Source organism: Aequorivita sp. H23M31, from assembly GCF_004022485.1.
GTDB lineage: Bacteria > Bacteroidota > Bacteroidia > Flavobacteriales > Flavobacteriaceae > Aequorivita > Aequorivita ciconiae.
Genome location: NZ_CP034951.1, coordinates 233670 through 258975 on the forward strand (window position 1 = coordinate 233670; position 25306 = coordinate 258975).

The 25306-nt window shown below is 38.2% G+C and carries 30 protein-coding genes and 1 pseudogene; 15 read left to right on the top strand and 16 right to left on the bottom strand.

Annotated elements, in window-relative coordinates:
* Window positions 1-41 precede the first annotated feature (41 nt).
* Window positions 42-368, bottom strand: a complete 327-nt coding sequence (locus tag EI546_RS01100; RefSeq protein WP_128248812.1) for an HAD family hydrolase — start codon at window positions 366-368, stop codon at window positions 42-44.
* Window positions 369-400: 32 nt separating this feature from the next.
* Here EI546_RS01100 and EI546_RS01105 point away from each other — a divergent pair, with 32 nt between their 5' ends.
* The 4 genes from EI546_RS01105 to EI546_RS01120 all read left to right on the top strand — a co-directional run bounded on the left by EI546_RS01105 (window position 401) and on the right by EI546_RS01120 (window position 3108).
* Window positions 401-832, top strand: a complete 432-nt coding sequence (locus EI546_RS01105) for a YqhA family protein (protein ID WP_128248813.1) — start codon at window positions 401-403, stop codon at window positions 830-832.
* A 166-nt stretch (window positions 833-998) separates the two neighbouring features.
* On the top strand, window positions 999-1832 hold the full coding sequence (locus tag EI546_RS01110) for a hypothetical protein (RefSeq protein WP_128248814.1): 834 nt from the start codon (window positions 999-1001) through the stop codon (window positions 1830-1832).
* Window positions 1833-2280: 448 nt separating this feature from the next.
* Window positions 2281-2517: a hypothetical protein gene (locus EI546_RS01115; protein ID WP_128248815.1), complete on the top strand. Its 237-nt coding sequence runs from the start codon at window positions 2281-2283 to the stop codon at window positions 2515-2517.
* Window positions 2518-2652: 135 nt separating this feature from the next.
* Window positions 2653-3108, top strand: coding sequence for a hypothetical protein (locus tag EI546_RS01120; RefSeq protein WP_128248816.1), 456 nt, complete (start codon window positions 2653-2655; stop codon window positions 3106-3108).
* Window positions 3109-3384: 276 nt separating this feature from the next.
* Here EI546_RS01120 and EI546_RS01125 read toward each other — a convergent pair whose 3' ends face one another.
* From EI546_RS01125 to EI546_RS01170, 12 genes and pseudogenes are all read right to left on the bottom strand, one after another.
* Window positions 3385-5598 carry a TonB-dependent receptor gene (locus EI546_RS01125; protein ID WP_128248817.1) on the bottom strand — a complete coding sequence of 738 codons (2214 nt, stop codon included), beginning with the start codon at window positions 5596-5598 and terminating at the stop codon, window positions 3385-3387.
* Window positions 5599-5843: 245 nt separating this feature from the next.
* Window positions 5844-6167 carry a hypothetical protein gene (locus EI546_RS01130; protein ID WP_128248818.1) on the bottom strand — a complete coding sequence of 108 codons (324 nt, stop codon included), beginning with the start codon at window positions 6165-6167 and terminating at the stop codon, window positions 5844-5846.
* Between the two features lie 72 nt (window positions 6168-6239).
* A pseudogene (locus EI546_RS16385) lies at window positions 6240-6536 on the bottom strand (DUF6787 family protein); the annotation flags it as partial.
* Entirely contained in the window at window positions 6533-6943 is a 411-nt protein-coding gene (locus EI546_RS01140) for a DUF6146 family protein (protein WP_128248819.1), read from the bottom strand. The pseudogene EI546_RS16385 and the gene EI546_RS01140, both read right to left, overlap by 4 nt.
* Window positions 6944-7162: 219 nt before the next feature.
* The gene (locus EI546_RS01145) at window positions 7163-8125 is read right to left on the bottom strand and encodes a D-2-hydroxyacid dehydrogenase (RefSeq protein WP_128248820.1); all 963 of its coding nucleotides are present in this window, start codon (window positions 8123-8125) and stop codon (window positions 7163-7165) included.
* Between the two features lie 151 nt (window positions 8126-8276).
* Window positions 8277-9344, bottom strand: a complete 1068-nt coding sequence (gene serC, locus EI546_RS01150) for a 3-phosphoserine/phosphohydroxythreonine transaminase (RefSeq protein WP_128251500.1) — start codon at window positions 9342-9344, stop codon at window positions 8277-8279.
* Window positions 9345-9356: 12 nt separating this feature from the next.
* On the bottom strand, window positions 9357-9644 hold the full coding sequence (locus tag EI546_RS01155) for a hypothetical protein (RefSeq protein WP_128248821.1): 288 nt from the start codon (window positions 9642-9644) through the stop codon (window positions 9357-9359).
* A gap of 45 nt (window positions 9645-9689) precedes the next feature.
* Window positions 9690-9863, bottom strand: a complete 174-nt coding sequence (locus EI546_RS16075) for a hypothetical protein (RefSeq protein ID WP_164905141.1) — start codon at window positions 9861-9863, stop codon at window positions 9690-9692.
* Window positions 9864-9908: 45 nt separating this feature from the next.
* A complete protein-coding gene (locus tag EI546_RS16080; protein WP_164905133.1) occupies window positions 9909-10106 on the bottom strand; it encodes a hypothetical protein in 198 nt (65 codons plus the stop codon).
* 46 nt (window positions 10107-10152) lie between these two features.
* Complete coding sequence (locus EI546_RS16085) at window positions 10153-10350, bottom strand: hypothetical protein (RefSeq protein ID WP_164905142.1); 198 nt, start codon at window positions 10348-10350, stop codon at window positions 10153-10155.
* Between the two features lie 45 nt (window positions 10351-10395).
* The gene (locus tag EI546_RS16090) at window positions 10396-10575 is read right to left on the bottom strand and encodes a hypothetical protein (RefSeq protein ID WP_164905143.1); all 180 of its coding nucleotides are present in this window, start codon (window positions 10573-10575) and stop codon (window positions 10396-10398) included.
* A gap of 132 nt (window positions 10576-10707) precedes the next feature.
* A complete protein-coding gene (locus tag EI546_RS01170; RefSeq protein WP_128248824.1) occupies window positions 10708-11760 on the bottom strand; it encodes an acyl-CoA reductase in 1053 nt (350 codons plus the stop codon).
* Between the two features lie 64 nt (window positions 11761-11824).
* On the opposite strand from EI546_RS01170, the gene EI546_RS01175 reads away from it, so the two are divergent.
* Entirely contained in the window at window positions 11825-12175 is a 351-nt protein-coding gene (locus EI546_RS01175; protein WP_128248825.1) for a 4Fe-4S binding protein, read from the top strand.
* Between the two features lie 179 nt (window positions 12176-12354).
* Here EI546_RS01175 and EI546_RS01180 read toward each other — a convergent pair whose 3' ends face one another.
* Together EI546_RS01180 and EI546_RS01185 are read right to left on the bottom strand one after the other, a co-directional pair.
* Window positions 12355-13473 carry a GNAT family N-acetyltransferase gene (locus EI546_RS01180; RefSeq protein WP_128248826.1) on the bottom strand — a complete coding sequence of 373 codons (1119 nt, stop codon included), beginning with the start codon at window positions 13471-13473 and terminating at the stop codon, window positions 12355-12357.
* Window positions 13470-14486 (bottom strand): transporter, encoded by a 1017-nt coding sequence (locus EI546_RS01185; protein ID WP_128248827.1) that lies wholly within the window; start codon window positions 14484-14486, stop codon window positions 13470-13472. The genes EI546_RS01180 and EI546_RS01185 overlap by 4 nt, the downstream gene beginning before the upstream one ends.
* 106 nt (window positions 14487-14592) lie before the next feature.
* Here EI546_RS01185 and EI546_RS01190 point away from each other — a divergent pair, with 106 nt between their 5' ends.
* The 6 genes from EI546_RS01190 to EI546_RS01215 all read left to right on the top strand — a co-directional run bounded on the left by EI546_RS01190 (window position 14593) and on the right by EI546_RS01215 (window position 19535).
* A complete protein-coding gene (locus EI546_RS01190) occupies window positions 14593-14856 on the top strand; it encodes a DUF4834 family protein (protein WP_240673137.1) in 264 nt (87 codons plus the stop codon).
* A gap of 168 nt (window positions 14857-15024) precedes the next feature.
* A complete protein-coding gene (locus EI546_RS01195; RefSeq protein WP_128248828.1) occupies window positions 15025-15645 on the top strand; it encodes a GNAT family N-acetyltransferase in 621 nt (206 codons plus the stop codon).
* Between the two features lie 22 nt (window positions 15646-15667).
* A complete protein-coding gene (locus EI546_RS01200; RefSeq protein WP_128248829.1) occupies window positions 15668-16429 on the top strand; it encodes a carboxypeptidase-like regulatory domain-containing protein in 762 nt (253 codons plus the stop codon).
* A 348-nt stretch (window positions 16430-16777) separates the two neighbouring features.
* Window positions 16778-18424, top strand: a complete 1647-nt coding sequence (locus tag EI546_RS01205; protein WP_128248830.1) for a T9SS type A sorting domain-containing protein — start codon at window positions 16778-16780, stop codon at window positions 18422-18424.
* A 31-nt stretch (window positions 18425-18455) separates the two neighbouring features.
* A complete protein-coding gene (locus EI546_RS01210; RefSeq protein ID WP_128248831.1) occupies window positions 18456-19148 on the top strand; it encodes a hypothetical protein in 693 nt (230 codons plus the stop codon).
* A gap of 78 nt (window positions 19149-19226) precedes the next feature.
* Window positions 19227-19535, top strand: coding sequence for a DUF6122 family protein (locus EI546_RS01215; protein WP_128248832.1), 309 nt, complete (start codon window positions 19227-19229; stop codon window positions 19533-19535).
* A 199-nt stretch (window positions 19536-19734) separates the two neighbouring features.
* Here the strand turns inward: EI546_RS01215 and rlmH are convergent, their stop codons facing one another.
* Window positions 19735-20208, bottom strand: coding sequence for a 23S rRNA (pseudouridine(1915)-N(3))-methyltransferase RlmH (rlmH, locus tag EI546_RS01220; RefSeq protein ID WP_128248833.1), 474 nt, complete (start codon window positions 20206-20208; stop codon window positions 19735-19737).
* Window positions 20209-20341: 133 nt separating this feature from the next.
* On the opposite strand from rlmH, the gene nadC reads away from it, so the two are divergent.
* The 4 genes from nadC to priA all read left to right on the top strand — a co-directional run bounded on the left by nadC (window position 20342) and on the right by priA (window position 25207).
* Entirely contained in the window at window positions 20342-21199 is an 858-nt protein-coding gene (gene nadC, locus EI546_RS01225; protein WP_128248834.1) for a carboxylating nicotinate-nucleotide diphosphorylase, read from the top strand.
* Window positions 21199-22116 (top strand): YihY/virulence factor BrkB family protein, encoded by a 918-nt coding sequence (locus EI546_RS01230; protein ID WP_128248835.1) that lies wholly within the window; start codon window positions 21199-21201, stop codon window positions 22114-22116. Before nadC ends, EI546_RS01230 begins: the two co-directional genes overlap by 1 nt.
* A gap of 108 nt (window positions 22117-22224) precedes the next feature.
* On the top strand, window positions 22225-22653 hold the full coding sequence (locus EI546_RS01235) for a DUF2147 domain-containing protein (RefSeq protein ID WP_128248836.1): 429 nt from the start codon (window positions 22225-22227) through the stop codon (window positions 22651-22653).
* 103 nt (window positions 22654-22756) lie between these two features.
* Window positions 22757-25207 (top strand): replication restart helicase PriA, encoded by a 2451-nt coding sequence (priA, locus tag EI546_RS01240; protein WP_128248837.1) that lies wholly within the window; start codon window positions 22757-22759, stop codon window positions 25205-25207.
* Window positions 25208-25306 lie beyond the last annotated feature (99 nt).

A 25306-nucleotide genomic window follows, 5' to 3' on the forward strand; every position in this document is an offset into this window, starting at 1 on the left:
GGCTCAAAGGTTTGGATCCAAATTTATACTCGAGTGGCTAACTAATCCTTACTTATCCCAGGATAAATCTTGGCCCAATCCTTTTTCATATCGACAATTAGCCAATTGTTTTTGGCGGCATCGTCCAATCCTTTTTCCAATTTACCAATATGTGAACTTCTGTCGTAGGCATATTCTCTTTCGGAATCGGTGTGATGAACAAACATTCCGAAACGAGGGTAGCCTGTTGCCGTTGTAGTCCATTGTAGCATTTGATAATCGCCATCAGAATTTCCGGCAGCAAATACGGGTCGTTTGCCGATATATTCATGGATGCCTATTGGTTTTCCCTCATCATCATTATAGAAATTCAATTCAGCTAGCCTCATAATAACTGGTTTTCCATCAACATAAACAAAACATGAAAATAATCTTACGTATCACAATTTTTGTTATTTGTGTGTTTACTTTTCTAAACGCCTTAGTATTCGTTGGAATATCGGTATATCATAGTATACACGCATATTTAATGATTATTGAGGGGCATATGGAAAACCGTCCGGGAATATATTTGGCAGAAGCTCTGGATGCTTTTTTACTGGCCATCGTATTTATAATCTTTGCTATCGGAATTGGAAAGTTGTTTTTTCCCGATAGTAAATTATTGATGAACATTCAGTTCAGTTGGTTAAATCCTAAGAGTTTTTCAGACCTTAAAGGAATTCTTTGGGAAGCAATCCTTACAACCTTGGTGGTTTTATTTGCAACTATGGTAGTCCATCAAATGAATGATCTTACTTGGAATCTTTTGATTATTCCCGCCGCCATCCTTCTAATCGCAATCGCCTTATGAATGATGAAAAGTGCTCATTAATACAGATAAAATTGTTTGTAAAAATGAAATGAATTTTAAAGCCAACTTAGATTTTTTTAAAATCGAATTAATTGGATGGCTAATTGTCAGTAGAATAGAGTAGGAATCTGTGTTTAGTTTGAAATTAATATATAAATTTTCAATCATGCAATTCAAGGTAATTCAATTTGCAATATTCTTTTTAGGTTGTCAATTTTTGTGTGCCCAAGAGGCAAAAATCAAAAATCCAATCTTAACGGATAAATTTATAATCAGCGCCGGTTTATACAGTCCCTTGAACAATGTGAAACTCAGTGCAAACGGCACCGCCTCGGCTCGGGAATCCAGACAAATTGACTTCGATAAACATTTTAATATTGCCGATTATCAGAATACTTTTTCTATGAATTTTACATGGCGATTTGCCAAAAACTGGAATGTATCTGCGGATTTCTTTAGAATAAAACGGGAAAATCAAGTTGTTTTTGAGGACGATATTCAGTGGAAAAACGTAACGTTCAAACAGGGTACTGGAGTAGAGGGAGGTTTCGGATTTTCACTATATCGTGTTTTTTTTGGAAGAGTAATAGCCAGGGGAAATCAATATGAACTTGGAGGCGGATTAGGAGCACATATCATTACCATTTTTCCATTTATAGAAGGGCAAGCTTATATAAACGACAATGATTTCGAATTTAAACGACACGAAGTTAGTAGTACCTTGCCCTTACCCAATATTGGAATCTGGTTTATCTACGCTCCAATCCAAAAATTATCCCTGACCACAAAACTGGATTGGTTTGGAATAAAAATAGATAATTTTTCTGGTGTTCTATGGGATATTTCTCCTACTATAAATTATCAGGCCTTCCGAAATTTGGGGATAAGCGCTGGCTACAAATTCCTGGATTTTGGTGTGGAAGTAGATAAAAATAAATGGCAAGGCAATATAGATCTGCAATTTCAAGGACCGACTGTTAGTGTGTTTGGGAATTTTTAATTTGAATTAAAAATCTCACCTGTTTTGCAAGGGTCTTATCTTGAAATAGGGTTATGCTAGAGTGTAAAATATGTAAACTTTTTTAGGACATGATAGCTACCTGTGCTCGGACGTCACGCTTTTGTCCTCAGGTATGTCTATCCTGATTACTGACTGGGTCCTGTTTCTTGATTCTTGATTCTGGATTCGTGGATTTTTCACTCCCCATTTTTACCCACAAACCTCGAAAAAGAAAATAAATTTGGTAGATTTAATGTAATGTATAAATTTGCATATTCCATTCTAGTTCCCCACTTCTGTATCTTTTTGCTGCTGAATGGATTAACAGCCTTCTTAATAGCGTCCATTAGTACTATCCAAAACTAATATTTAACTCGGACTAGGCAGTCTTCACGGAACCCCCTATTTTATGCCTCTTAAAAGCTATTTTTTACTTTTTGCAATGCTGATGCTTGCGACTAATTTTTATTGCCAAGTCGGAATTGGTACAACTGACCCTTCACCTGCTGCGATGTTAGAGGTGAGCAGCACTTCTGATGAAGGGGCTACTTATGGCGGATTTATGCCGCCGCGGGTGCCGGATATTACTGCACGGGATCTAATTAACCCAGCTGCTGGTGACATAGGCTTGTTGGTATTTGTGGAAACTATTGGATGTTTGCAAATGTGGAGTGGTACTGAATAGTTAAATGTAAAATGTATTACTACATGGCCAGCAATACATAATTTTGACACCACTCCCGTACCATTTGAGTTGCTTTTGGAGAGTTATACAGGCGGATATTATTCAAGTGGCGTCGGTAATTTTCCGGACACTAATATGTACTCAAGCGCGTATCGTGGATATGCTGTTAATAAAGGAACAGTTGAACTGATTTTTGGTCCTATAGCAACACCAGCAAGTGCAAAATTCAAAATACGTTTAGCATCGTTTTCAGTAACAAATGGGAATGGCGCTGACGCAACTGATACAGTAATAGTTTCGATCAGTATAGATGGTGGCACAACATATTCTGAAGAGCTTCTTATTAAGGGAAATGACAATAATAAATGGGGGTTTGATGCCGTAAGAGCTGCGACAACCAGCTATAATGGAACTAATACACCGAATTCATTTACTTCTGGAAGTGGAATACATCCTACTACTGGTGGAATATCGTTTCTGGAGGTTACCGGAATTCCAACTTCTACAAACCTTAAAGTTAAAATTGAAATGAAAAACAATGCAGATAATGAAATTTGGGTGGTCGATGATGCGGAAATTGATATTGAATAATTGACTTAAATTTTGTAAATCTAGCAACTGAAATCCTCCTTATACTCCCAGTTTCACCATTTAAAAATCCAATCTTTATTGGTTGTCGTGTAACTAAGGCGTGTAACTAAATAGATACTCCCCGGATACTCCACGGATAGTCCACGGATGGTTCATTAAAACCCATTAAAAAAATGACATCAAAGAAAAAACAGAATACAAGCATATCATGCCAAGGTCTGCCACTTCCGATCACCAGTCACCAATCGTCAACTACCGTCTACCGACTACCGACTCTTAAAACTCCAGTTTCAAACTAAAATTCACACTCCTCCCAATATTAAAAATTCCTTCCGGCTTAAACCGAGAGAGGTGCGCCACATATTTTTTGTCTGTCAAATTTGTGCCATTCAAACCTACTTTCAAAAGAAACTTATCGATCTTAAAACTGCTTTCTACGCCTGCACTTAGTAAGGAATAACCTCCCGTACGGGTTTCGAAATCGCTGATATTGGTTTGGTCAAAGATATTTTTTAGCGTGATAAAGGCAGAGCTTTTCTTTCTTGTTTTTCCATCTTCAAATTCCACTCGAAAGGTATTTTGAATGGAATTGGCCGGAATTAAAGGCAAATAATCATCGTTTTGCAATTTGCCTGTTACGGTCTCGAAACTGCTTTCAAAATGCAGCCAATCGAGTGGATGTGGGTGTAAATGAAAGCCCATTTCGCCTCCGTATAGTTTTGCATCATCCTGCAAATAATCATACACGGGAGTGTCATCGATGATTTCGTTTGTTGGCGAAATGAAGATATAGTTCTTTACCGCATTGTAAAATCCGTTGACAAAAAATTCCAGGTGCTCATTCCGGTATTCCAGGGAAAGATCTGTTTGAAAGTTTTGTTCGTTATTGAGGTTGTAGTTCCCTCTTTCATATCTATTTGTCCCTTCATGGATGCCGTTGGATGTGAGTTCGGCCAGATTTGGTGCACGAAACCCACTGGCGAAATTTAGTCTGACCGAGGTTAATTCAGATAAATCAACTTTTCCTCCAAGAGCCGCGGTAAAACTGGTAAAAGTTTTGTCCAAAGCCGGAATATAGTCTGAATCCTCTATGGATCTTGCCGCCTCACTTTTTATTTTTCGACTATCAAAACGAACTCCTGCCTGAAGATCCAATTTCTCTAAATGATAATGGGATGTTGCCAAAATACCTACATCAGTAGTATTTGCATCGGGAATCAATATTTCCTCTCCTTTATTTTTGTTGTTTTGGAACATTCCCTGCAAGCCGACGATGGTTTCAAACTTCCCAAAATCGGGCAGATTGTATTTCAGGTCGTAATTAAAAGTGGTGAGTTGCATACGCAGGGCAGCCAATGTGGGATCATCTTCAAATTCACGTCTATCGTTAAATAAATAGCCCATTTTTAAATCCAAACTGGAATTTTTCAAAAACAGCGTATTGTCCAAACTCAAGATATGGTTGTCTATTTCTTGAAAAGGAAGTTCAAGCTTAGTCGATTTGGTTTGTTCTCCGATTTCATCAGCAATGCCGATATTCGAACGGTTATAGTTATAACGAACCGTAGATTTGAATTTGGTGCCCAAATACTGTATTCCGGTTTTAAAATCCTTTTCGTTAAATCGGGAATTTGTTACTCGGTAGTCCGCTCCCGTTTTATAATCACTAAAAGAGGAATAGGATCCACGGGAGAGGAATTTCAATTTTTTACCAGATGTTTTTACTCCCAAATTGGTAGATGTTCCTAAGGTATTGGAGAAATATGAACTGCTGATGTCTCCGTGGGTTTCATTAAAAGGAGCAAATTTTTCGGGATTGAGATACAGCACGCCTCCCAAGGCATCACTGCCATAAAGAAGAGAAGCAGGGCCTTTGATAACTTCCACGCTTTCAACTCCAGCTTCGTTTATACCAAGTCCATGTTCGTCACCAAATTGCTGGTTTTCCAGTCGTACACCTTGGGTATAGGTGAGTACCCGGTTGGAACTGAGACCACGGATTACGGGTTTGCCGATTCCTTCTCCGGTACTAATTATATCGACTCCTGGAATATTTTTTATACCGTCTGCCAATGTCACCGCGCCAGCGGAATTGAGTTCAGAAGTAGAAACGCGTTCTACTTTCATCACATTTTCACTTTGAAGTTTATGAAATGGGGTTGAGACAATTACTTCCTCCATTTCCACTGCACTTTCTACCATTTGCATGTCTTCGGTGAATATGTTATTGCCAATGAAATTCAGTTTTAGGGAAACTGTACTATAACCCAGGTATGAGAAAATAATGGTGTAATTTCCGTCGGGAATATTTTTTAGTGTGTAGTTACCATCAAAATCGGCTGCGGTGCCTTTTTCGAGTTGTGGAATATAAACTGTTCCCATAATGGGAGTTCCGGTTTGTTTGGAGGTAATGGTTCCTTTTAATTCGTTTTGGGCAGTTGTGGCCATTCCAATAAGTAAGAATACAACGAAAGCAAATTTATTCTGCATGTTTCTTAATTTAATTTTAAAAATTTAGGGCTCCAATTTTAAAAGTGTGGTCTTGCTTAACTTTAGGTTTCCCCATTTGGTTTTCCGGAAAATGGATATTTATTCAATAGAAAACCAGATAGTTGATTTATCGTATACATCAAACATTGTGATAACTTTAAGTTGGATGGATAACGAACTACCTATGAGTATCGAACAATTCTAAGGTGTAATGGTAAAATGGAGCTATTATTATTAGCCGGAAATCAAGAAATTGAGGGAGGGCCTCTAAGGAAGAAATGTGGAGCGCTTTGAAGTATTTCGGCTTCTCTATATTCATTTTGTGCAGTATTTTGACCGAATACGTAGGAGAATTCTGGAAGTTGCTGCGGTTTAAAATCGAAAGATGAAAAATGAAAATCGCAAATGGAACAATCCAATTGCTTTTTATGAAGGTGTGTGGAAAAATCATTACAAACCTGATGCTCATGGCCATCCAGCGCATGTGCCGTTTGTATGGCAATAGGGAACATCAAGGCGAACGAAAAAATCGTTGCAATGAAAATCTTAAATGGTCTATGTATAAACAATATTTACTTTATTGACTTAAGATTAGTATCCCTATTAGCCTTATCAAGAATTCTATTTTTGGATTTTTTTTCTTTAAATAGGAAACCCAGTCCTAACGATCGTAACATCTTTTTTTCGAACCACCAAAAAAACTCAAATTGGCCAAATACCCAGCCAAAGAAAACAAGTAGAACCTGATATATTGGGAATATAATTAAAATGCGGAATGGCCAATAAATATACCATCCCATTTCTCTTTTTATTTCAAAAAAATCGGTAATGGGAGCTGCCAATTTTGCGGAAGAACTTCCTGTTATGGCGAATACCAAAAAAACTATGAGCACTTGACCGTTGGAGGTTAAATTCCAACGCTTTTTCAACTTCTTCAATTTCTTCCTCCTGTTAAATGTTGTTTGTATTTCTCTTGAAAATACACAAAATAATTATAGAGCAGATAATTCACTTCATATCCATAATCCACTCTTGGATCGTAATTGATTTCGTCGGAATAGATGTTTCGTGAGTTACTTGGCTGTCTTACCCGACTATTATAATCAGTTACAAACATGCGGTTTTTTGCCTCTAAGTAGGACTGGTCGTAAAAACCTCGGGGCGGCTGGGAAAGAAGCCACGTATCAAATCCCTGTTCAATGATTATTATCTGATATTCCAAACTGTCGTTTGCAATACGGATGGTGTCATTCTTATTGGTATCAGAACTATGGATTACTTTATTTCCCGAGCTACAGCCATAAATGGCAAGTGAAAGTCCTAGAAGTAAAAGCATGGTTCTCATACAAAAATCATTTCGGCAAAGTTAACAAAAGTATCTTGAAGCCCTCATACTTTAACCTTCGTTCGCCTCGGCCTATTTAGGTGGTTTTTAGAGAATGACGGAAAAATTAAAAAAAGATAGAATACTTCTTCTTTAATTCATTAATTGATTTCAATCTTATGAAAAAAGAATTATTATCTATAATTCTAAAAGGTTTTTCTTAACTCCTATAAGTGCTCGTTAAATTTTCTCCGCCTTAAAAATTTCTATAATTTGTTCTGCCAGTTCTTTTCCAATTCTATCTTGCGCTTCCAACGTGCTTCCACCAATATGAGGGCTGAGCGAAACATTCTCATTCATCAGTATTTGTACCGAAGGTGAAGGTTCGTCCTCAAAAACATCCAGTGCCGCGAAGGAAACTTTTCCACTTTCTATGGCATTTAAAAGGGCTACTTCATTTAGAACGCCACCACGAGAGGTATTGACGATACCAACTCCATCTTTCATACGGGCAATTTCATCTTTTCCAATTAAATAACCGGATTGCGCAGGCACGTGCAAACTGATGAAGTCACTCTTTTTTAATAATTTCTCTACGGGCTCGGTTCTTATTTCCAAGGTAATACTCTGGCCATCAAAGAAACTCAATTTAATATCCGCTTTCCCCGATTCCTGATCGCTTGCAATTACATTCATCCCGCAGCCCAGGGCCATTTTAGCAACTTCGCGTCCTATTTTTCCGAAGCCAATGATTCCGAGGGTTTTTCCGCGAAGCTCACGGCCTGCACTGTATTTCTTTTTTAATTCCTTAAATCGGGATTCTCCTTCCAAAGGCATATTTCTATTGGAGTCGTGCAAAAAACGAACGCCAGTAAGCAAGTGTGCGAGAACAAGCTCCGCTACCGACGCGGCTGAAGACGTAGGTGTATTTATTACCTTTATATTGTTTTTTAAAGCGTACTCCACATCAATATTATCCATACCAACACCACCGCGGCCAATAATTTTCAATGTAGGGCAGTTATCGATCAAATCTTTGCTTACTTTGGTAGCGCTACGTACTAAAAGCACATCAACTTTTTGGTCATTGATGTAATTGTTCAGTTGTTCTTGGGCTACGTGTACATTTAAAGTTTCAAATCCCGCCTCTCTTAATGTATCGATTCCACTTTGTGAGATTCCGTCGTTGGCTAATATTTTCATTATTTAAATTTCTATTTTGATGATGATATTTCTAAGTCCTCCCTCTTAGGTTAAAGCTTTGGCGGACAAGTGTTTTTTGTTTCTCTATTCTCTTTCCTGTATTCTCTGGTCTCTATTCTTTGCTCTTTGTTATTTCCGCCCTATTATACATTTAGGCTCCCCGTTCAACTTCCTGCATAACCTCAACCAGAACTTTAACGCTTTCCAAAGGCAGCGCATTGTATAGGGAGGCGCGATACCCACCAACACTTCGATGACCATTAATACCACTGACGCCCGCCGCTTTTGCGTGGGAATCGAAAGTTTCTTTCAGTTGGTCATTCACGAGGTTGAAAGTAGCATTCATCTTTGAACGATCTTCAACGTTAGCTACGTAGCCTTTAAATAATGGATTACGGTCTATTTCTTTGTAGAGCATATCGGCTTTTTGATTGTTTACCTTTTCGATTGATGAAATTCCGCCCTCTTGTTCGAGCCATTGTAAAGTAAGAAAGGAAACATAAACAGAAAAAACGGGTGGCGTATTAAACATACTTTCCTTGTCTATCTGAACTTGATAGTTGAGCATAGAAGGGATGGCACGACTTACTTTTCCCAAAATATCCTCTTTTACCACTACTAAGGTGGTTCCGGCGGGACCCATATTTTTTTGTGCACCCGCATAAATCAAACTAAATCTGGAAAAATCCAGTTCCCGTGAAAAAATATCACTACTCATGTCGCACACAATTGGGACGTCCGTATTTGGAAATTTATGCATCTGGGTGCCGTAGATGGTATTATTGCTTGTACAATGAAAATAATCTACATCCGAAGGGACTGCGTAATTTTTAGGAATGAAATTAAAATTATCACTTTTTGAAGTTGCTACTTCCACAACATCTCCAATCAATTTCGCTTCTTTAATTGCTTTATCGCTCCATACGCCAGTGTTTAAATAGGCTGCTTTTTGTTCCAAAAGATTGTAGGCCGTCATTAAAAATTGCATACTTGCCCCACCTTGAAGAAATAGAGCCTGATATCCTTTATTCTGAAGTCCCAGATGTTTTAATGCCAGGTCTCGTGCATTTTCCATGACTTCCACAAAATCTTTGCTTCGATGCGATATTTCCAAAATAGAAAGATCCAAATCGTTGAAGTTCAAGACTGCTTCAGAAGCTTTCTCCAAAACAGATTGCGGCAAAATACTTGGACCGGCACTAAAATTATGTTTTTTCATCATTGGTAATATTTACCCTACAAAGTTCAGAAATATGAACTTAAATAAATACCAAATAAAGAAATTTTTAATAATCATTAGAAACGGGGATTTTAAATGAAAATTTGGTTTTTCAAAAGGCTTTTCGAAATACGACTTTTTTGAACCACCATGATTGAAAACTTTCCTCGGCTTTGCTTGGGGAACAATTAAAGGGAAATCGAAATCGAAATCGGAATCGAAATCGGAATCGGAATCGAAATCGAAATCCAAATCGAAATCGAAATCGAAATCGAAATCCAAATCGAAATTTTTTCCCATTTTAACTCAGACCAAATCAACAATTTCCCCTTTAGGGGTTAAGGGTCAAAGGGTTTGATGTTTTACAAACATTCGGTTTAGACGATGACAAATGAAAACTTCCCTCAGCTTCGATCGGGAATCAAACACGAGGAAATCGAAATCGAAATCGAAATCGAAATCGAAATCCAAATCGAAATCGAAATCGAAATCGAAATCCAAATCGAAATTTTTTCCCATTTTAACTCAGACCTAATCAACAATTTCCCCTTTAGGGGTCAAGGGTCAAAGGGTTTGATGTTTTACAAACATTCGGTTTAGACGATGACAAATGGAAACTGGCTCCTCTCGGGAATCAAGCACGAGGAAATCGAAATTGAAATCGAAATCGAAATCGAAATCGAAATCGAAATCGGAATCGGAATCGAAATCGAAATTGAAATCGAAATCGAAATCAAAATCGAAATCGAAATTTTTTCCCACATTTCCTCAGACCAAATCAACAATTTCCCCTTTAGGGGGTCAAGGGTCAAAGGGTTTGATGTTTTACAAACATTCGGTTTAGACGATGACAAATGAAAACTTCCCTCAGCTTCGATCGGGAATCAAACACGAGGAAATCGAAATTGAAATCGAAATCGAAATCGAAATCGGAATCGAAATCGAAATCGGAATCGAAATCGGAATCGAAATTGAAATCGAAATCCAAATCGAAATTTTTCCCCATTTTTCCTCAGACCAAATCAACAATTTCCCCTTTAGGGGTTAAGGGTCAAAGGGTTTGATGTTTTACAAACATTCGGTTTAGACGATGACAAATGGAAACTGGCTCCTCTCGGGAATCAAACACGAGGAAATCGAAATCGAAATCGAAATCGAAATCGAAATCGAAATTGAAATCGAAATCGAAATCGAAATCGAAATCGAAATCGAAATCGAAATTTTTCCGCATTTTTCCTCAGACCAAATCAACAATTTCCTCTTTAGGGGGTCAGGGGGTCAAAAGCAAAAAATTGGTCCAACACCCTCTACCACCGACCGGCCACCACCTTCCCTCTGCCAACTAACGGTTACCAACTATTTATTAACCCCGTGTAAGGCTTAATAAAAATTCGACCGTATCCACTCCATCCGCATAATCCCATAATTCCGGATTCTGGGTTTTTCCAAAGGGGATGCCGTTTATTCCCGGTTTATTTGAAACGATACATTGGAGGTTTTCGGAATGCTCTTTTAAGAGTTCTAATACATCGGAATCGGAGTTGTATTTTTCATAAAACACAACGGCAATGGGAGAGGAGAAAGCACTATCTTCTTTCAGCAATAAGAATTCGTTGTCCAAAAGTGGTAAACTATCCATTAAATACACTGCCTTGTTGTAATCGTAATTGTTGATGTATTTATGGTTGTTTATAATTTCTTTCCAAGAATAAACAGCGTTAAAGAATTTATCGAAATTGTAGTTTTGTGGAACATATAATTTTGAAACATTCCGGCAACCAAGTCCGAAGTATCTAAATATATCATCGGAGAGTAAGGCTAACTCTTTTTCGGTTTCATTTCCGGTAAGGACAGCCACGGAATTTCTGTTTCTCCTTATGATGTGAGGGTATTTCTGGAAATAAAAATCGAAATAGCGCGAGGTATTATCACTTCCGGTAGCGATTACAGCATCAAAATCTTTTAATTTACCTTCAGTAAACTGAATATAATTTTCAAAATCCGGTTCTGTAGCAATTAGTTTACCGCTTAAAAAGGGGAGAAGAACCCGATCATTGGAAGAAAGTTTGGTGAGGACCTTATTCCCAGTAATCAAAACTGAAATAAAATCGTGAAAACCTACCAAGGGAACATTTCCTGCCATCACGATTGCAACAGTTTTTACATTTTCTGAGGAGAAACTTTTGAAATCATATTTTGAAACCCACCGTGTCAGATTCTCTTCCGTCAGCGTTTTAGACCAATTTTGAAGGGCGAATTTTATGTTTTCAAGAGTAAACCATCCGTTTTCTGCCTGGGCTTTTGTTAGAATAGATTCGAATTCGAGATCAAGGTTGTGGAATGCCCTGTCATTACTAAGCTCGCCAAGGATATTTCCGAGCCTCGTCAATGCATTAATTCTTTGTTTTAATTCCATATATATTTTTGGAGTTGCCCTTCATAGGGGTTAACTTTGCACAAAGTTAGAAAAAGTATAAGCTATGGCAATTATTATAACAGATGAATGTATCAACTGTGGTGCCTGCGAACCTGAATGCCCAAATAATGCAATATATGAAGGTGCCGACGATTGGAGATATTCCGACGGAACCGACCTAAGTGGAAAAGTTGTATTGCCAGATGGCAAAGAGGTTGATGCCGACGAGGTGCAGAAACCGATCAGTGACGAAATATATTTCATTGTCGCCGATAAATGTACGGAGTGCATGGGCTTTCATGATGAGCCGCAATGTGCTGCGGTTTGTCCTGTGGACTGCTGCGTTCCGGATGAAGACAATGTGGAAACCAAAGAGGAGCTATTGGCCAAACAGGCCTTTATGCATAAAGAGTAAAATAGTTCCTTATTATTATAAAAGACAAACCGGCCTATATTTGGACCGGTTTTTTTTATCTCTTATAGGTTGATGCTATTCGTTCTTTGCATTTTTCAAAACTCAAAACTCAAATTCAAATACTGAATATTAAATAAAAATTCAGACCTGTAAGTTTCGAACAAGGATTTTTTAACCACTTACAAATCCTTCCTAAACGTGCTTCGCTCTTTATGTTGTTGTGGGTTATAATCCTTCCACAGCAGCTGCACCGCAGTATTTTCTTTTAACTCCGGATTTGTTTCTACGGTTTGTATCCCTTTGGAATTGAAAAGATGTTGCATCTCTTCAAAAATAATGGCGGTTACACCTTTACCTTGGTATTCTGGATCAATGCCTATTAAATAAAATGCGGCTGTATCATTTTTCCGTTGGGCTGCCACAACGTAGCTCCATCCAAAAGGAAACAATTTGCCATTTGCCTTTTTAAGAGCTTTAGAAAAGGAAGGCATTACCACGGAAAAGGCAATTAACTTACCATTCTCATCCTTTATACAACAGATATAATCTGGATGGATAAAACTGAAATACTTTTTTTTGTAATACTCTATTTGGTATTGTTGGATCGGGACAAAGGTTTGAAGAGTGTTGTAGGTTTTATTGAGCAACCCAAACATATCTTCTACATAAGGAAGTATTTCTTTTTTATTTTTAAAACGGATAACCGAAAGCTTGTAACGCTCCCGAACTATTTTCGAAAATTTTGCCACTTTTTCAAAAATTGTATCTGGAATCTTGATCCTGTATTCCACCCAAGTAGCCTGTTTTTCAAAACCCAGCTGCTTCATATGTTCGGCATAATACGGATAGTGGTACCAAGTGATCATAGTGTTCATCTCTTTAAAACCCATAGTTAGAATTCCAGCTTTTTCCATGTTGCTAAATCCTACAGGTCCTTCGGCGTATTCCAGATTGAATTCACGTCCCTTTTGATATACTTTGTCAAGAAGAGCCTTTGTAACTTCAATATCATCTATCATGTCCAACCATCCGAAACGGATTTTTTTCTTTCCTTGTTCGTTTATTTCAAGATGGTTGATAATTACGGCAATACGGCCAACAATTTCTTTTTCTTTATAGGCGAGATAATAAAAAGCTTCGGCGTTCTTGAAAACTGGATTTTTATCTGGATTCAGGGTTTCCATTTCGTCTTTGATTAACGAGGGAACCCAATATTCGCAGTCTTTATATAGATCGAAAGGAAAAGTTACAAACTTCTTAAGACCATTTTTAAAGGTTACTTCTTTAATTGTAATCATTCCTCAAGATTTTTTCGTTCTTTTCTTTCTCTAATTCGCTCCTCCCGTTCTAGTTTCCTTCTCAGTCTATCCTTTTTCTTTTGGGCATCTCTTGATTTTTTAAGCTGATCCTTTTCCTCTCCTTCGGGAACGTCATCATATAAATACTCTTCCTGTTTGTGAAAATCCAACCTATAGGCCAGTCCGAGTCTACCATATAGCTTGGAAGGCGTATCCTTAAAACTTGTTGTAAAAGAAAGATCCACTTGAAAATCCGGATTGATAAGCGCTGCCGCACCTCCGCGAAGTAATTGATCGGCATACCAATCATTTTTTATGCCCTGGTTTTCGATAAATATTGAAAAATACCGGTTTGTAGCGTGAGTAAGTGTAACAATATATCCATAAGAAGGACTGGAAGTGGTGCCCCAGTCTGCAATAAGATTGGTCACAAAAACCCAACCTCCAACCCAGTTATTTTGCGTTGTAAGCATAAACTTTGGGCTTATCGTGCTTCCATTTTTCTGTGTAAGTGGATTATCGGGAAAATCCACGTTCAATCCCATATAAAGGGCAACTGCGGGAACCAAATCGGCCCATTGAAAAGTATTGTTTTTTCTCCAACTATAGAGATTGGGTTTTTCTTTATACATTTCCTTATAGGGGTCGTAAAGTAAATGCTTTATTCCAAGTGTATTGCTCTTAAAATTGGCTATTCTTTGTTTAGTATTGGGGTTATAAGTGATATTTTGGGACTCATATTCACCAATTAAGCTAATTTCGAATTGTTCTTTAAATACACCATAACGAATTGCATAATCCAGACCCATCCCTTGGGTTTCTGTTTTTCGGAGGCTATGTTTTTCTTTTCCGTAACTAAAACCAGTTTCAAATTGAAGGATGCCTCGTCCAACCGCAAAAGCTCCCTGTGACACTCCCGGGCGATTGGCATTGATCATATCTGTGTATTGGGCTAAAACAGTTGAAAATGGAAAAAGACATAGAAAAAATAGTAAGCGAAAGTGAGTGCTCATAGATTGTTGGGTTTAGTCCAAAGATATAGGATTTTACCATTAATTTAATAGTGAAAGTTCGTCTTTTTGCCCGCCAATCTTTATTTTTGCTCACAATTTGAATATTATGATGTCAGTGCTAAAAACGATTCTCATCGTTCTTCTGGTTTATTACGGGCTTAAACTTTTAATTAGGTTTGCTACGCCTTATATTCTTCGATATATTTCCAAAAAGGCGGGTCAACAGTTTGAGCAATTTTTTGGGAATCCAGCCCGGCCAGATGCTCATCAACAAAAGGAAGGACAGGTTACCATCGATAATATTCCTTCACAAAATAAAAGCAGTGGAAAAAAGGTAGGCGAGTATGTAGATTTTGAAGAAGTCGAATAAATCTTTCGTAGGCAAATCCCACTTTTTACATTCATAAACATTTTCCTCATTAAACTGTTCCATCCCTTTCTCCTGATTGTCCTCTCTTTCCCTAATGAAACTTTCCACAGAAATTACCGTCTATATAAGTATATTTGCCAACCATTTCGTCATTAGCCCACACAGAAAATGCACAAATTTGATTTTCTAAAAGACTATATTCTAGAAAATACAAGGGTAAGATTGACGCCTATGCAGATTGAAGATGTAAGGAATCTTCAACATTTTGCGTTAAACGAACCTGAGATATGGGAGTTTTCCCAACAGCCTGCAAGTGGATTGGAAAATTTAAAGAATTACATTCAGATGGCGCTTAAGGGACGCAATGAAAGGACAGCATATCCGTTTGTAGCTTTTGATAAGAAGATTCAAGAATATGCGGGTAGTACGCGGTTTTATGATTACCAAGAAAAGCAAAAAACCGTTCAATTAGGCTATACTTGGTACGGCAAGGAATTTCAGGGAACAGGACTAAATAAGCAATGCAAATTTTTAATGTTGGATTTTGCCTTTGATTTCTTGAATTTGGAAAGAGTTGAGTTTCGGGCTGATGCTCGAAATAAACGAAGCATTGCTGCGATGAAAAGCATTGGTTGCACGGTCGAGGGTATTTTGCGGAGCAATTGTGTCGCTCCTTCGGGCAGACGAGATAGTATTGTATTGAGTATCCTTAAAAATGAGTGGATGGGAGGAATTAAAAAAGAATTATTGACCAAAATTGAAGCGGAGAAAAACAATCCATCCATTTAATTTTACGAATCTAAAATTATTTATGAAGAATATTATCCTGCTTTTGCTTTTTGTGTTTATAGCTGTAAATTCCTTTGCCCAGGTACACACGGTGAAGGGAATAGTTATGAACGATGCCAATGATGACCTGCTCGAAAACGTGAACATTGTAAACCTTAACCAAGTTATCGGTACTACCACCAATCAAAAAGGGGAGTTCGAAATTTCGGCTACAGTTAATGATACACTTTATTTTTCCTACTTGGGTTTTAAATCCTTAAGGGTCCGCGTAACCCACGACTGGTTGAGGTTTGGTGATATTAAGGTGAAAATGACCGAATTGGGGATTGCCCTTGAGGAAGTAGTTGTAAGGCCCGTACAACTCACGGGATACGTGGAAATTGATGCAAAGTTGATTCCCGTCTATGATAATTATCGATATCGAATTGGAGGGCTGAATACAGGATATGAGGGAGGTAGTAGCCAGCCTGGCGCGGTTAACAAGGTTTTAAGTTCCATCTTTAACCCAGCGGATTTTCTGTATAACGTTTTTGGGAAACGACCGAAACAAATGCGGAAGGTCCAAAAAATGAAGGAGGATGACGAAATTAGAAATCTGCTCCAAAGTAAATTTGACCGTGAAACTTTGATGGCAGTGTTACAATTGGAACGCGTGGACATAGATGAAATTCTCAATAAATGTAGCTACTCCAAAGATTTTATCCAATCTGCCAATGACCTTCAGATTCTAGACGCAATTAGTAATTGCTATGAGGAATATAAGATTCTGAATAGGAAGAAGTAGTGGTAATTTTATCTAAATCTCCTTTCTAAATGACCAGTGAATTGTTTGATATTAAGACCCTCTCGGGTGGAATCTTGCTCTAATCCAGTAAACTTGATCTGTTTTGGTAATTTTGTCTTTTCTTCATTTACCAAATATTAGCATCGGTAAATCCGATAACGTTTCGAACTAGAGTTAATTTAAATCTCTCTTTATCTTTTGCAGCAGTAAAATCTTTGGTTGGCTGAATCTTCGATTGCGGTTTATTAAATTTATAATTTTAGCAGTAATGCCTTTGAAAAATATAGGCTGGGTTTAAATACATTATTTATTTTTTCCTACCTTTCTAATACTTTCAATATCACTACTATGAAAATATTTTACACCCTTCTTCTTGTACTTTTCGTGCAGTTCTCGTATTCGCAGATACGATTTCAGAATATTCCCCGGGATGCCCGATTTCCTGAGAGGACCCTCTCACAGACTATTGTTGCGGATACTCCTTATCAAGGTTATGATGAGACCCAGCCCTATTTAGGTCAAGGAGAGTATCAGATATTTCTGGATAATGTTAATGGGGTCCTGGATAAACCAATTATTATACTGGATGGTTTTGACCCTGGCAATTCTCGGGGAATTAGCGATATTTACGCAAGTTTGGGTTTTGGAGGGCAGAACTTTGCCGATGTTCTCCGAAATGAAGGATTTGACATTGTAATCCTGAATGCGCCCATTTACACTACCAACGGCAAAACGATAGATGGGGGCGCCGACTATATTCAAAGGAATGCTATGGTGTTGACCGCACTAATTCAAAAATTAAATACGGACAAAATAGGTGAGGAGGAGCTGGTGGTACTCGGACCAAGTATGGGAGGTCTTATTGCACGCTATGCCTTAAGCTATATGGAAAGTAATAGTTTGAATCCACAGACGCGTTTATTTATCTCCTTCGATGCTCCGCATCGGGGAGCAAATATTCCTATAAGTCTTCAATATGTGATCAATTATTTTGCTGAGGAGGTGGGAGATGCCGGAGCACAAGAAGTAATAGATCAATTATTAAAATCTCCGGCAGCTAAGGAAATGTTGGTAGATCATTTAGAAGGACATTTATTGTCCGGTTCTACCTATGAACAGGATCCCTCTAAAATTTTGCCGTTGGGCGCACCCGGATTTAGAAATGAGTTCCAAACTGAGCTTGATGCTCTTGGATTCCCGCAGAATGTGAGGAATGTCGCGATCAGTAACGGTAGCGTAAATGGAGTTACCACGGGAAGCCCAGGAATGACTATCATCGACACAAATCTTACTATTGATGCTACCACAAGCGTAGATGTTGCTTTAAAATTCACCCCCGAAGCAGCGCAGACCAACACCGCCACAAATATTACTCTTAAGTTTTTTGGAATCCCGATAAGCACTTACCAGACTTTAAGTAAGTCCCCAAATTACACCGACGGAGTGGATAGTGCTCCGGGTGGGACAGGAAGTATTTCTGATGCCCTTGGTGATGGCGGAGGAAATCCCGTTTTGATTGAATTCATAAACGCGCTGCAACAAGAATTGTATTGTTTTATTCCCACTATGAGCTCGCTGGCTATCGACAATCCTGATTGGTTTGCTACGCCCAATTTAAGCGATTCGCCATTTGTTGCATTTTCCGTTCCGGCCCAAAATGAACCTCACGTCGCAATGGATGCTGATAATGTTCAATTTGCCTTGGATGAAATACGAAATGGAGCCATGGGAATTCCCGAAAGTAAGATAGGTGAAGGTTATGTCCTAGTGCAGAATCCTGTAGGAGAAAAAATTGATATTGCTATTTTGGGAAATGATTCCCAAGAGAATTTGACCGCTACTGTTTTCGGAATCACAGGTCAAAAATTGATGGTAAAAACCTGGACCCATCCGCAACAGAAATTGAGTTTTGATCATAACCTGGAGAGCGGAATATATTTGTTGAAATTGGATAATGGTCGTTCAGTCCAAACAATTAAAATGGTGGTAGAATAACCGATTTCCATAATGCTAACAGATTTAATCTATGAGGCGAATATTATTTTTTATAATTTCTATAATCGGATTGGGAATCATTTCGTGTGGTTCAAAGAAAGAAAAAACCATTGCAATAGACGTGCTTTTGATACCTTCGGAAAAAATGTGGAAACAGGCCATTGAATACAATGATTTGATTGTTAAAAGCAATACCACTACGCTCAAACTCGATAAAGACCACATACCTCATATCACGTTACTTCAATGCTTTATAGACGAAAATGATTTGCCCGAAGTGGAAAAGGCTCTTACAGGTTTGTACGGTATTATTGAAAAGGACTCCCTGTTTGCTAAAAGTCTCTTTTTCGATAAAAACACTGAAAAGAGCTTCGCGATGATTACGATAGAAAAATCTGAACCGCTTATGGAATTGCACGCAAAATCTATTGAGCTTTTAAAGCCCTATATTGTAAACGATGGAACCGAAGCAGCTTTTGTTCCAAATCCGGACGGAACGGCGATAGATACCTTTACCGTTTCGTATGTGTCAAATTTTGTGAGCCAGCACAGTTCTGGAAATTACGATCCCCATATTAGTCTTGGAGTAGGGGATTTGGAATTATTAAAAAGGATGGATAATGATATTTTTAAACCCATTTATTTTGAGGCGAGTGCTTTGGCAATTTATCATTTGGGAAATTTTGGAACTGCCCAAAAACAATTGTGGAAATCTAAAAAATAGATTAAGATTGTCATTAATCCAGTATGTGCGTTGAGTTTCCAAACTGCGCATTATTAAATTTTGTATTGGAAAAACAGCATGCTCCAATTTTTAGTTCATTATAGTCTTCACTTTATCGCCCCAGGCATAATTGCTTATGTTTTTTTTAGGGCTTTCTGGATTCGAGCGTGGCTCATTATGATCGCCACAATGCTAATTGATTTGGACCATCTTTTGGCGACACCCATATTTGACCCCAACCGCTGTAGTATCAATTTCCATCCGCTGCATACCTATTGGGCTTTAGGGATTTATATTGCTTTATTATTTTTCAAGAAAACTCGTGTAGTTGGAATTGGGTTGACCTTGCATTTTATTACGGATTTTATAGATTGTCTTTGGGGGTGAATCAGTATTCAGTGATCAGTAATCCAGTAACCAGAATTTAGCCAGAGAATTTAGTCCATTGAAAACTAGATGTAAATTGGAAATAATTGGTTTTCCGTCTTTCAATTTTCATCTTTCATCCTAAATCCTACATCCTTCAGCGGTCATCCTTCTACCAACCCACTACCCACTAACCTCTACCTCTACCAACTAAAAAACCCTACCGATGATGATATGGCTCATTCTTCAGAATAGTAAACGCCCTATACAATTGCTCGATAAAAAACAAGCGCACCATTTGGTGTGAAAAGGTCATGGAGGAAAGGGAGAGTTTTCCGTTACTACGTTTATAGATTTCTTCGCTAAAACCATAGGGTCCTCCAATAACGAAAACAAGGTTTTTTAAGCCGCTGTTCATTTTTTTCTGAAGGAATTCTGAAAACTTTTCAGAGGAATACGATTTTCCGTTTTCATCCAAAAGAATGAGGGTATCAGAAGGGAAGGTCCGTTTTAAAATCTCATCGCCTTCTGCTTTTTTCTGAAGGGTTTCACTTAAATTCTTGGCATTTTTTATATCTGGAATAATATCCAAATCAAAAGAAATATAAAAACCCAACCGCTTGCTGTAATCATCCATCAGTGATTGTAAATTTCTATTGTCGGTTTTACCGATGGCGATAAGGGTAATTTTCATTTGGTATGCTTTGCTTTTCTGGGAATAAAAATACGTATATATTATAGTATTCGATTCAAAAATCGGACTTCTGAAGTCTGTGAAAACGTTATTTTTCGAAGTATTTACAGTATTTTAGCTAAAATTTTTTGATATGATTTCTAAAAAGCAATTCGACAAAGAGATAGATCTCATAATTACCAATGCCATTCGGGAAGATGTTGGGGGAGGAGATCACAGCTCCTTGGCCTGCATTCCCGAAGACGCCGTTGGAACTGCCAAGCTCTTGGTAAAGGATAAGGGTATTCTGGCGGGAGTTGAATTTGCGAAGCAGGTTTTTGAATATGTAGATCCAGGATTGGAATTGGATGTAAAAATGGAAGATGGGAGTCCTATAAAATATGGAGACGTTCCTTTTTATGTTTCTGGACTTTCACAATCGATATTAAAATCCGAGCGATTGGTTCTTAACGCAATGCAGCGGATGAGTGCCATCGCTACTAAAACCCATGAATTTGTAAAATTGCTGGAAGGCACAAATACAAAAGTTCTCGATACTAGGAAAACAACGCCTGGCATCCGTGCAATTGAAAAATGGGCGGTAAAGATTGGCGGGGGTGAAAACCATCGTTTCGCACTTTACGATATGATTATGCTCAAGGACAACCACATCGATTTTTGTGGAGGCGTGGCAAAAGCCATTAAGAAGACCCAAAAGTATCTTGAACGAAATAGGATAGATTTAAAGATAATCGTGGAGGCCCGTAATTTTTCTGAAATTGAGCAAATTTTAAATGCCGGTGGGGTTTACCGTATATTATTGGACAATTTCAATTTTGAAGATACGCGCATAGCCGTAAAGATGATAAATGGAAAATGTTTAACAGAATCTAGCGGAGGTATAAATTTGGCAACCGCCCGCACTTATGCCGAATGTGGAGTAGATTATATTTCAAGCGGTACCTTGACCCATTCCGTTAGCAATATGGACCTTAGTCTAAAAGCCATTTAATGGATAAAGAAAAAGACGAAATCAATATTCCGGTAATCCGTGGTTTGGTCAGATTAAGCAAGAAAATAAAATTGCCGGGACTGGGAGATTTTTCACTTTATCACCTTCTGGAAATATACGGAGGCGGCATTGTTAAGGGATCTTTCTCTCCGCGCGCCAGTTCGATTGCTTATAGCTTCTTTTTGGCACTTTTTCCATTTTTGCTGCTCTTGCTGAACTTGATACCTTATATTCCAATAGACGGATTTCAAACGCGATTTTTAATTTTTGTGGAGGCCCTTCTTCCGCCGCAGACCACACAATTCTTTTACCCGGTCATTGCCGATATAGCCGTAAACCCACGTGGAGGATTGCTATCGGTCGTATTTTTTCTTTCTCTCTTTTTAACAGCTAATGGAGTAAACGCTATATTTAGCGCTTTTGAATATTCTTTTCACATAAAGAATAATCGTGGAATTGTCAGGCAGTATTTAATTGCAATTGGAGTGGCTATTGTTCTGGCATTGTTGTTGCTAACCTCGGTTGGGGTTATTCTATATGGAGAGTATCTTATAAGAGATTTGAAATCCCGAGCGTATATAGATAATGATCTTTCGTGGATTAGTTTATTTCAGTTCTTGATTTTTGTTGTCATGCTCTATATAATAATTGCAACATTGTATTATTTCGGAACTAAAGAGGGAAAATATTCAAAGTTCTTTTCCATCGGAGCGGTTATAACAACAGCATTGTTTTTGTTGACCACCTATCTTTTTGGAGTTTATATCAATAATTTCTCAAATTACAACGAGTTATACGGATCCATAGGTGCACTATTGATTTTGATGTTATATATTTGGATAAACTCAAACTTGCTTTTACTTGGTTTTGAATTGAACATTTCCATTCAACGTCTTCGTGACAGAATGGGAACTTAAAGTAAAATAACGAATTATTATTGCCCTTCGCTACGGCGCTTAAAAGAAGAGAGAAGATAGATTTTTAGGGCATTTTATCTTCAGATTAACCAATAATGAAATAATATAATGAAGAAAACATTTTTAACTATTGCGCTGGTAATTTGTGCTGTCCTTACGGGAACTGCACAGGATGTAGTCGGGAAGTGGAAAACTATCGACGATGAAACTGGCAAACCGAAATCTGTTGTAGAAATTTACAAGCAGGATGGAAAAATATTCGGAAAGGTGATCGAAATCGTCGATCCCGCGAAACAGAATGCCGTCTGCGAAAAATGTCCGGACGAGGCCAATGGCAAACCGATTTTAGGTTTGGTTATCCTTAAGGACCTGAAAAAGGATGGAGAGGAATATAGCGGTGGAACCATTATGGATCCTAACAATGGAAAGGTTTATAAATGCTACATTGCACTTGAAAATCCGAACAAGCTAAAAGTGCGTGGATATATTGGTTTTTCTCTTCTTGGGAGATCTCAATATTGGGAAAGGGTCAAATAAAACAATTAAAAATGTACCTTTAGGCCACCGATTTTCGGTGGCTTTTTTTATGAAATTTTTTATAGAAATTCTGGATTCCAATAACCTGATAATTTTGTTATAAGTGTTCTTTGTTGACGTAATACTACCAATTCCACTTAACCAAACCTTCACCTATTCTATCAACCAGGACGAAGCAGCCTTTTTAAGGCCTGGAATGCGGGTGGCCGTTCCTTTTGGTAAAACGAAGGTTTACACTGCCATAGTTCACAAGGTTCATGTGCAAGCTCCTGCGGGTTACGAAACCAAATCCATAGATCATATTCTTGACCAAGTACCAATTATTACCGATTTCCAATTGCGGCACTGGAAGTGGATGGCTTCCTATTATATGTGCTCATTGGGCGTGGTAGTAAAGGCTGCTCTACCAAGTGCATTCCTATTAGAGAGCGAAACGGTAGTAAAGTTGGTAGCCAAAACGGAAGTGGACCACGATACTCTCACCGATGATGAATATTTAGTTTACGAAGCGCTTCAGCATCAATCCTCTATCCATATAAATGGAATACGATCTATTTTGGATAGAAAAAATGTGGTTTCCGTAATCCAAAAATTGATAGAAAAAGGAATTGTGGAAGTTGAAGAAACTATCTACGAAAAATATAGCCCAAAACTTAAGCGCTATTTGCGATTGGCCGCGGCGTATTCTTCCGAAGAAAAGTTACGTGAACTTTTGGACACTTTAAATCGGGCTCCGAAGCAAAGTGAAGTATTGATGACCTTCTTTACTTTAAAAAGCCAGAGTAAAAAGCCGATAGAAGCTTCTACAATCCAAAAAAAAAGCAATGCATCTTCCGCAGTTATCAAATCCCTTATAGACAAAGGTGTCTTTGAGGAGTATTTCATCCAAAAGGATAGAATAGAATATTCAGGAAAATCCTCAGTGGATATTAAAACCCTAAATGAACCTCAACAAATTGCTTTTCACCAAATAAAGGATTCTTTTAAAGCTGTGGATGTCGTTTTATTGCATGGAGTGACGTCCAGCGGAAAGACCGAAATTTACGCAAAATTGATTGAAGAAACATTGGAATCTGGAAAGCAGATTTTGTATATGTTGCCGGAGATTGCTCTCACTACCCAATTAATCTCCCGTCTCCAGCGATATTTTGGGGAGAGAATTTCGGTCTACCATTCAAGGTTTTCAGTAAATGAAAGGGTAGAAGTGTGGAAATCGGTATTGGATAAAAAGCCAAAGTCCCAAATTATAGTAGGGGCCAGATCGGCTTTGTTTCTTCCGTTTTCAAATTTGGGTTTAGTGGTTGTGGACGAAGAACACGAGCCTTCATTTAAGCAGTACAATCCCGCACCTCGTTACAATGCCCGGGATAGTGCTGTGGTTCTTGCCAATCTACATGGAGCTAAGTTGCTAATGGGCTCAGCCACGCCTTCTCTCGAAAGTTATTACAATGCCAAAATTGGTAAATACGGATTGGTCGAACTGAAAAAGAGGTTCGGAAATGTACAGATGCCCGAGATTGAACTTGTTGATATTCGGGAGAAGAACAAAAAGAAACAGATGACCGGACATTTCAGTGACCGATTACTTGAGGAAATGCACGAAGTACTTAAAAATGGAGAACAGATTATTTTATTTCAAAATAGAAGAGGCTTTTCTCCCGTAGTGGAATGTACCACTTGTGGAGTTGCGCCCCAATGTCGCAATTGCGATGTAAGCCTCACCTATCATCAAAATAAAAACCAGCTTCGATGTCATTATTGTGGATATCACACAACAATGATGTTAAACTGTATAGCCTGCGGGAGCCAAACATTAGACACCAAGGGGTTTGGGACGGAACAGATCGAAACCGAACTAAAAACCCTCTTTCCAAAAAATAAGATAGCCCGAATGGATCAGGATACTACTCGTGGAAAGCATGCCTATTCCAAATTAATAGATGCCTTGGACAATCAAGAAATAGATATTTTGGTGGGCACCCAAATGCTTGCAAAGGGATTGGATTTTCGAAATATTGGCTTGGTGGGTGTTATGAATGCCGATAGCTTACTGCATTTTCCCGATTTTAGAGCTCACGAACGTAGTTTTCAGTTATTGCAACAGGTGGCAGGCAGGGCAGGAAGAACGGAGAAAAGAGGCAAAGTACTTATCCAAACCTTTAATCCTTACCACCAGATTTTAAGGCAGGTGAGCGTCAATGATTATGGCGAAATGAGCAAAGAGCAGCTGCATGAACGGTATCAATATAAGTATCCGCCATTTTTCAGAATTATAAAGATTGAATTTAAGGACAAGAGCTTCAGCAAGGTTGAGAGCGCATCGCATTGGTTTGCAAAGGCTTTGAAGAGTAAGTTCGGAGAAAATATTTTGGGTCCGGAACAACCGCCCGTAGGAAGAGTGCGTAATAAGTTTATCTTCAATGTTTTAATGAAAATACCAAAAGACCAATCTTTGGAGGCCACAAAAAAGTATATCGCCAATGTAGAACGTAGTTTCGCATCCATTAAGGATTTTGCCAGTGTTCGTATCAATGTGGATGTCGATAGTTATTAATTTTATTTATGAGTCCGGAGTTATGGGTTCAGAATTATGAGAATCTATCTGACAATGAGGAGGATTGACAAGATTTGAGTTTAGATTTCAAATTTTTAT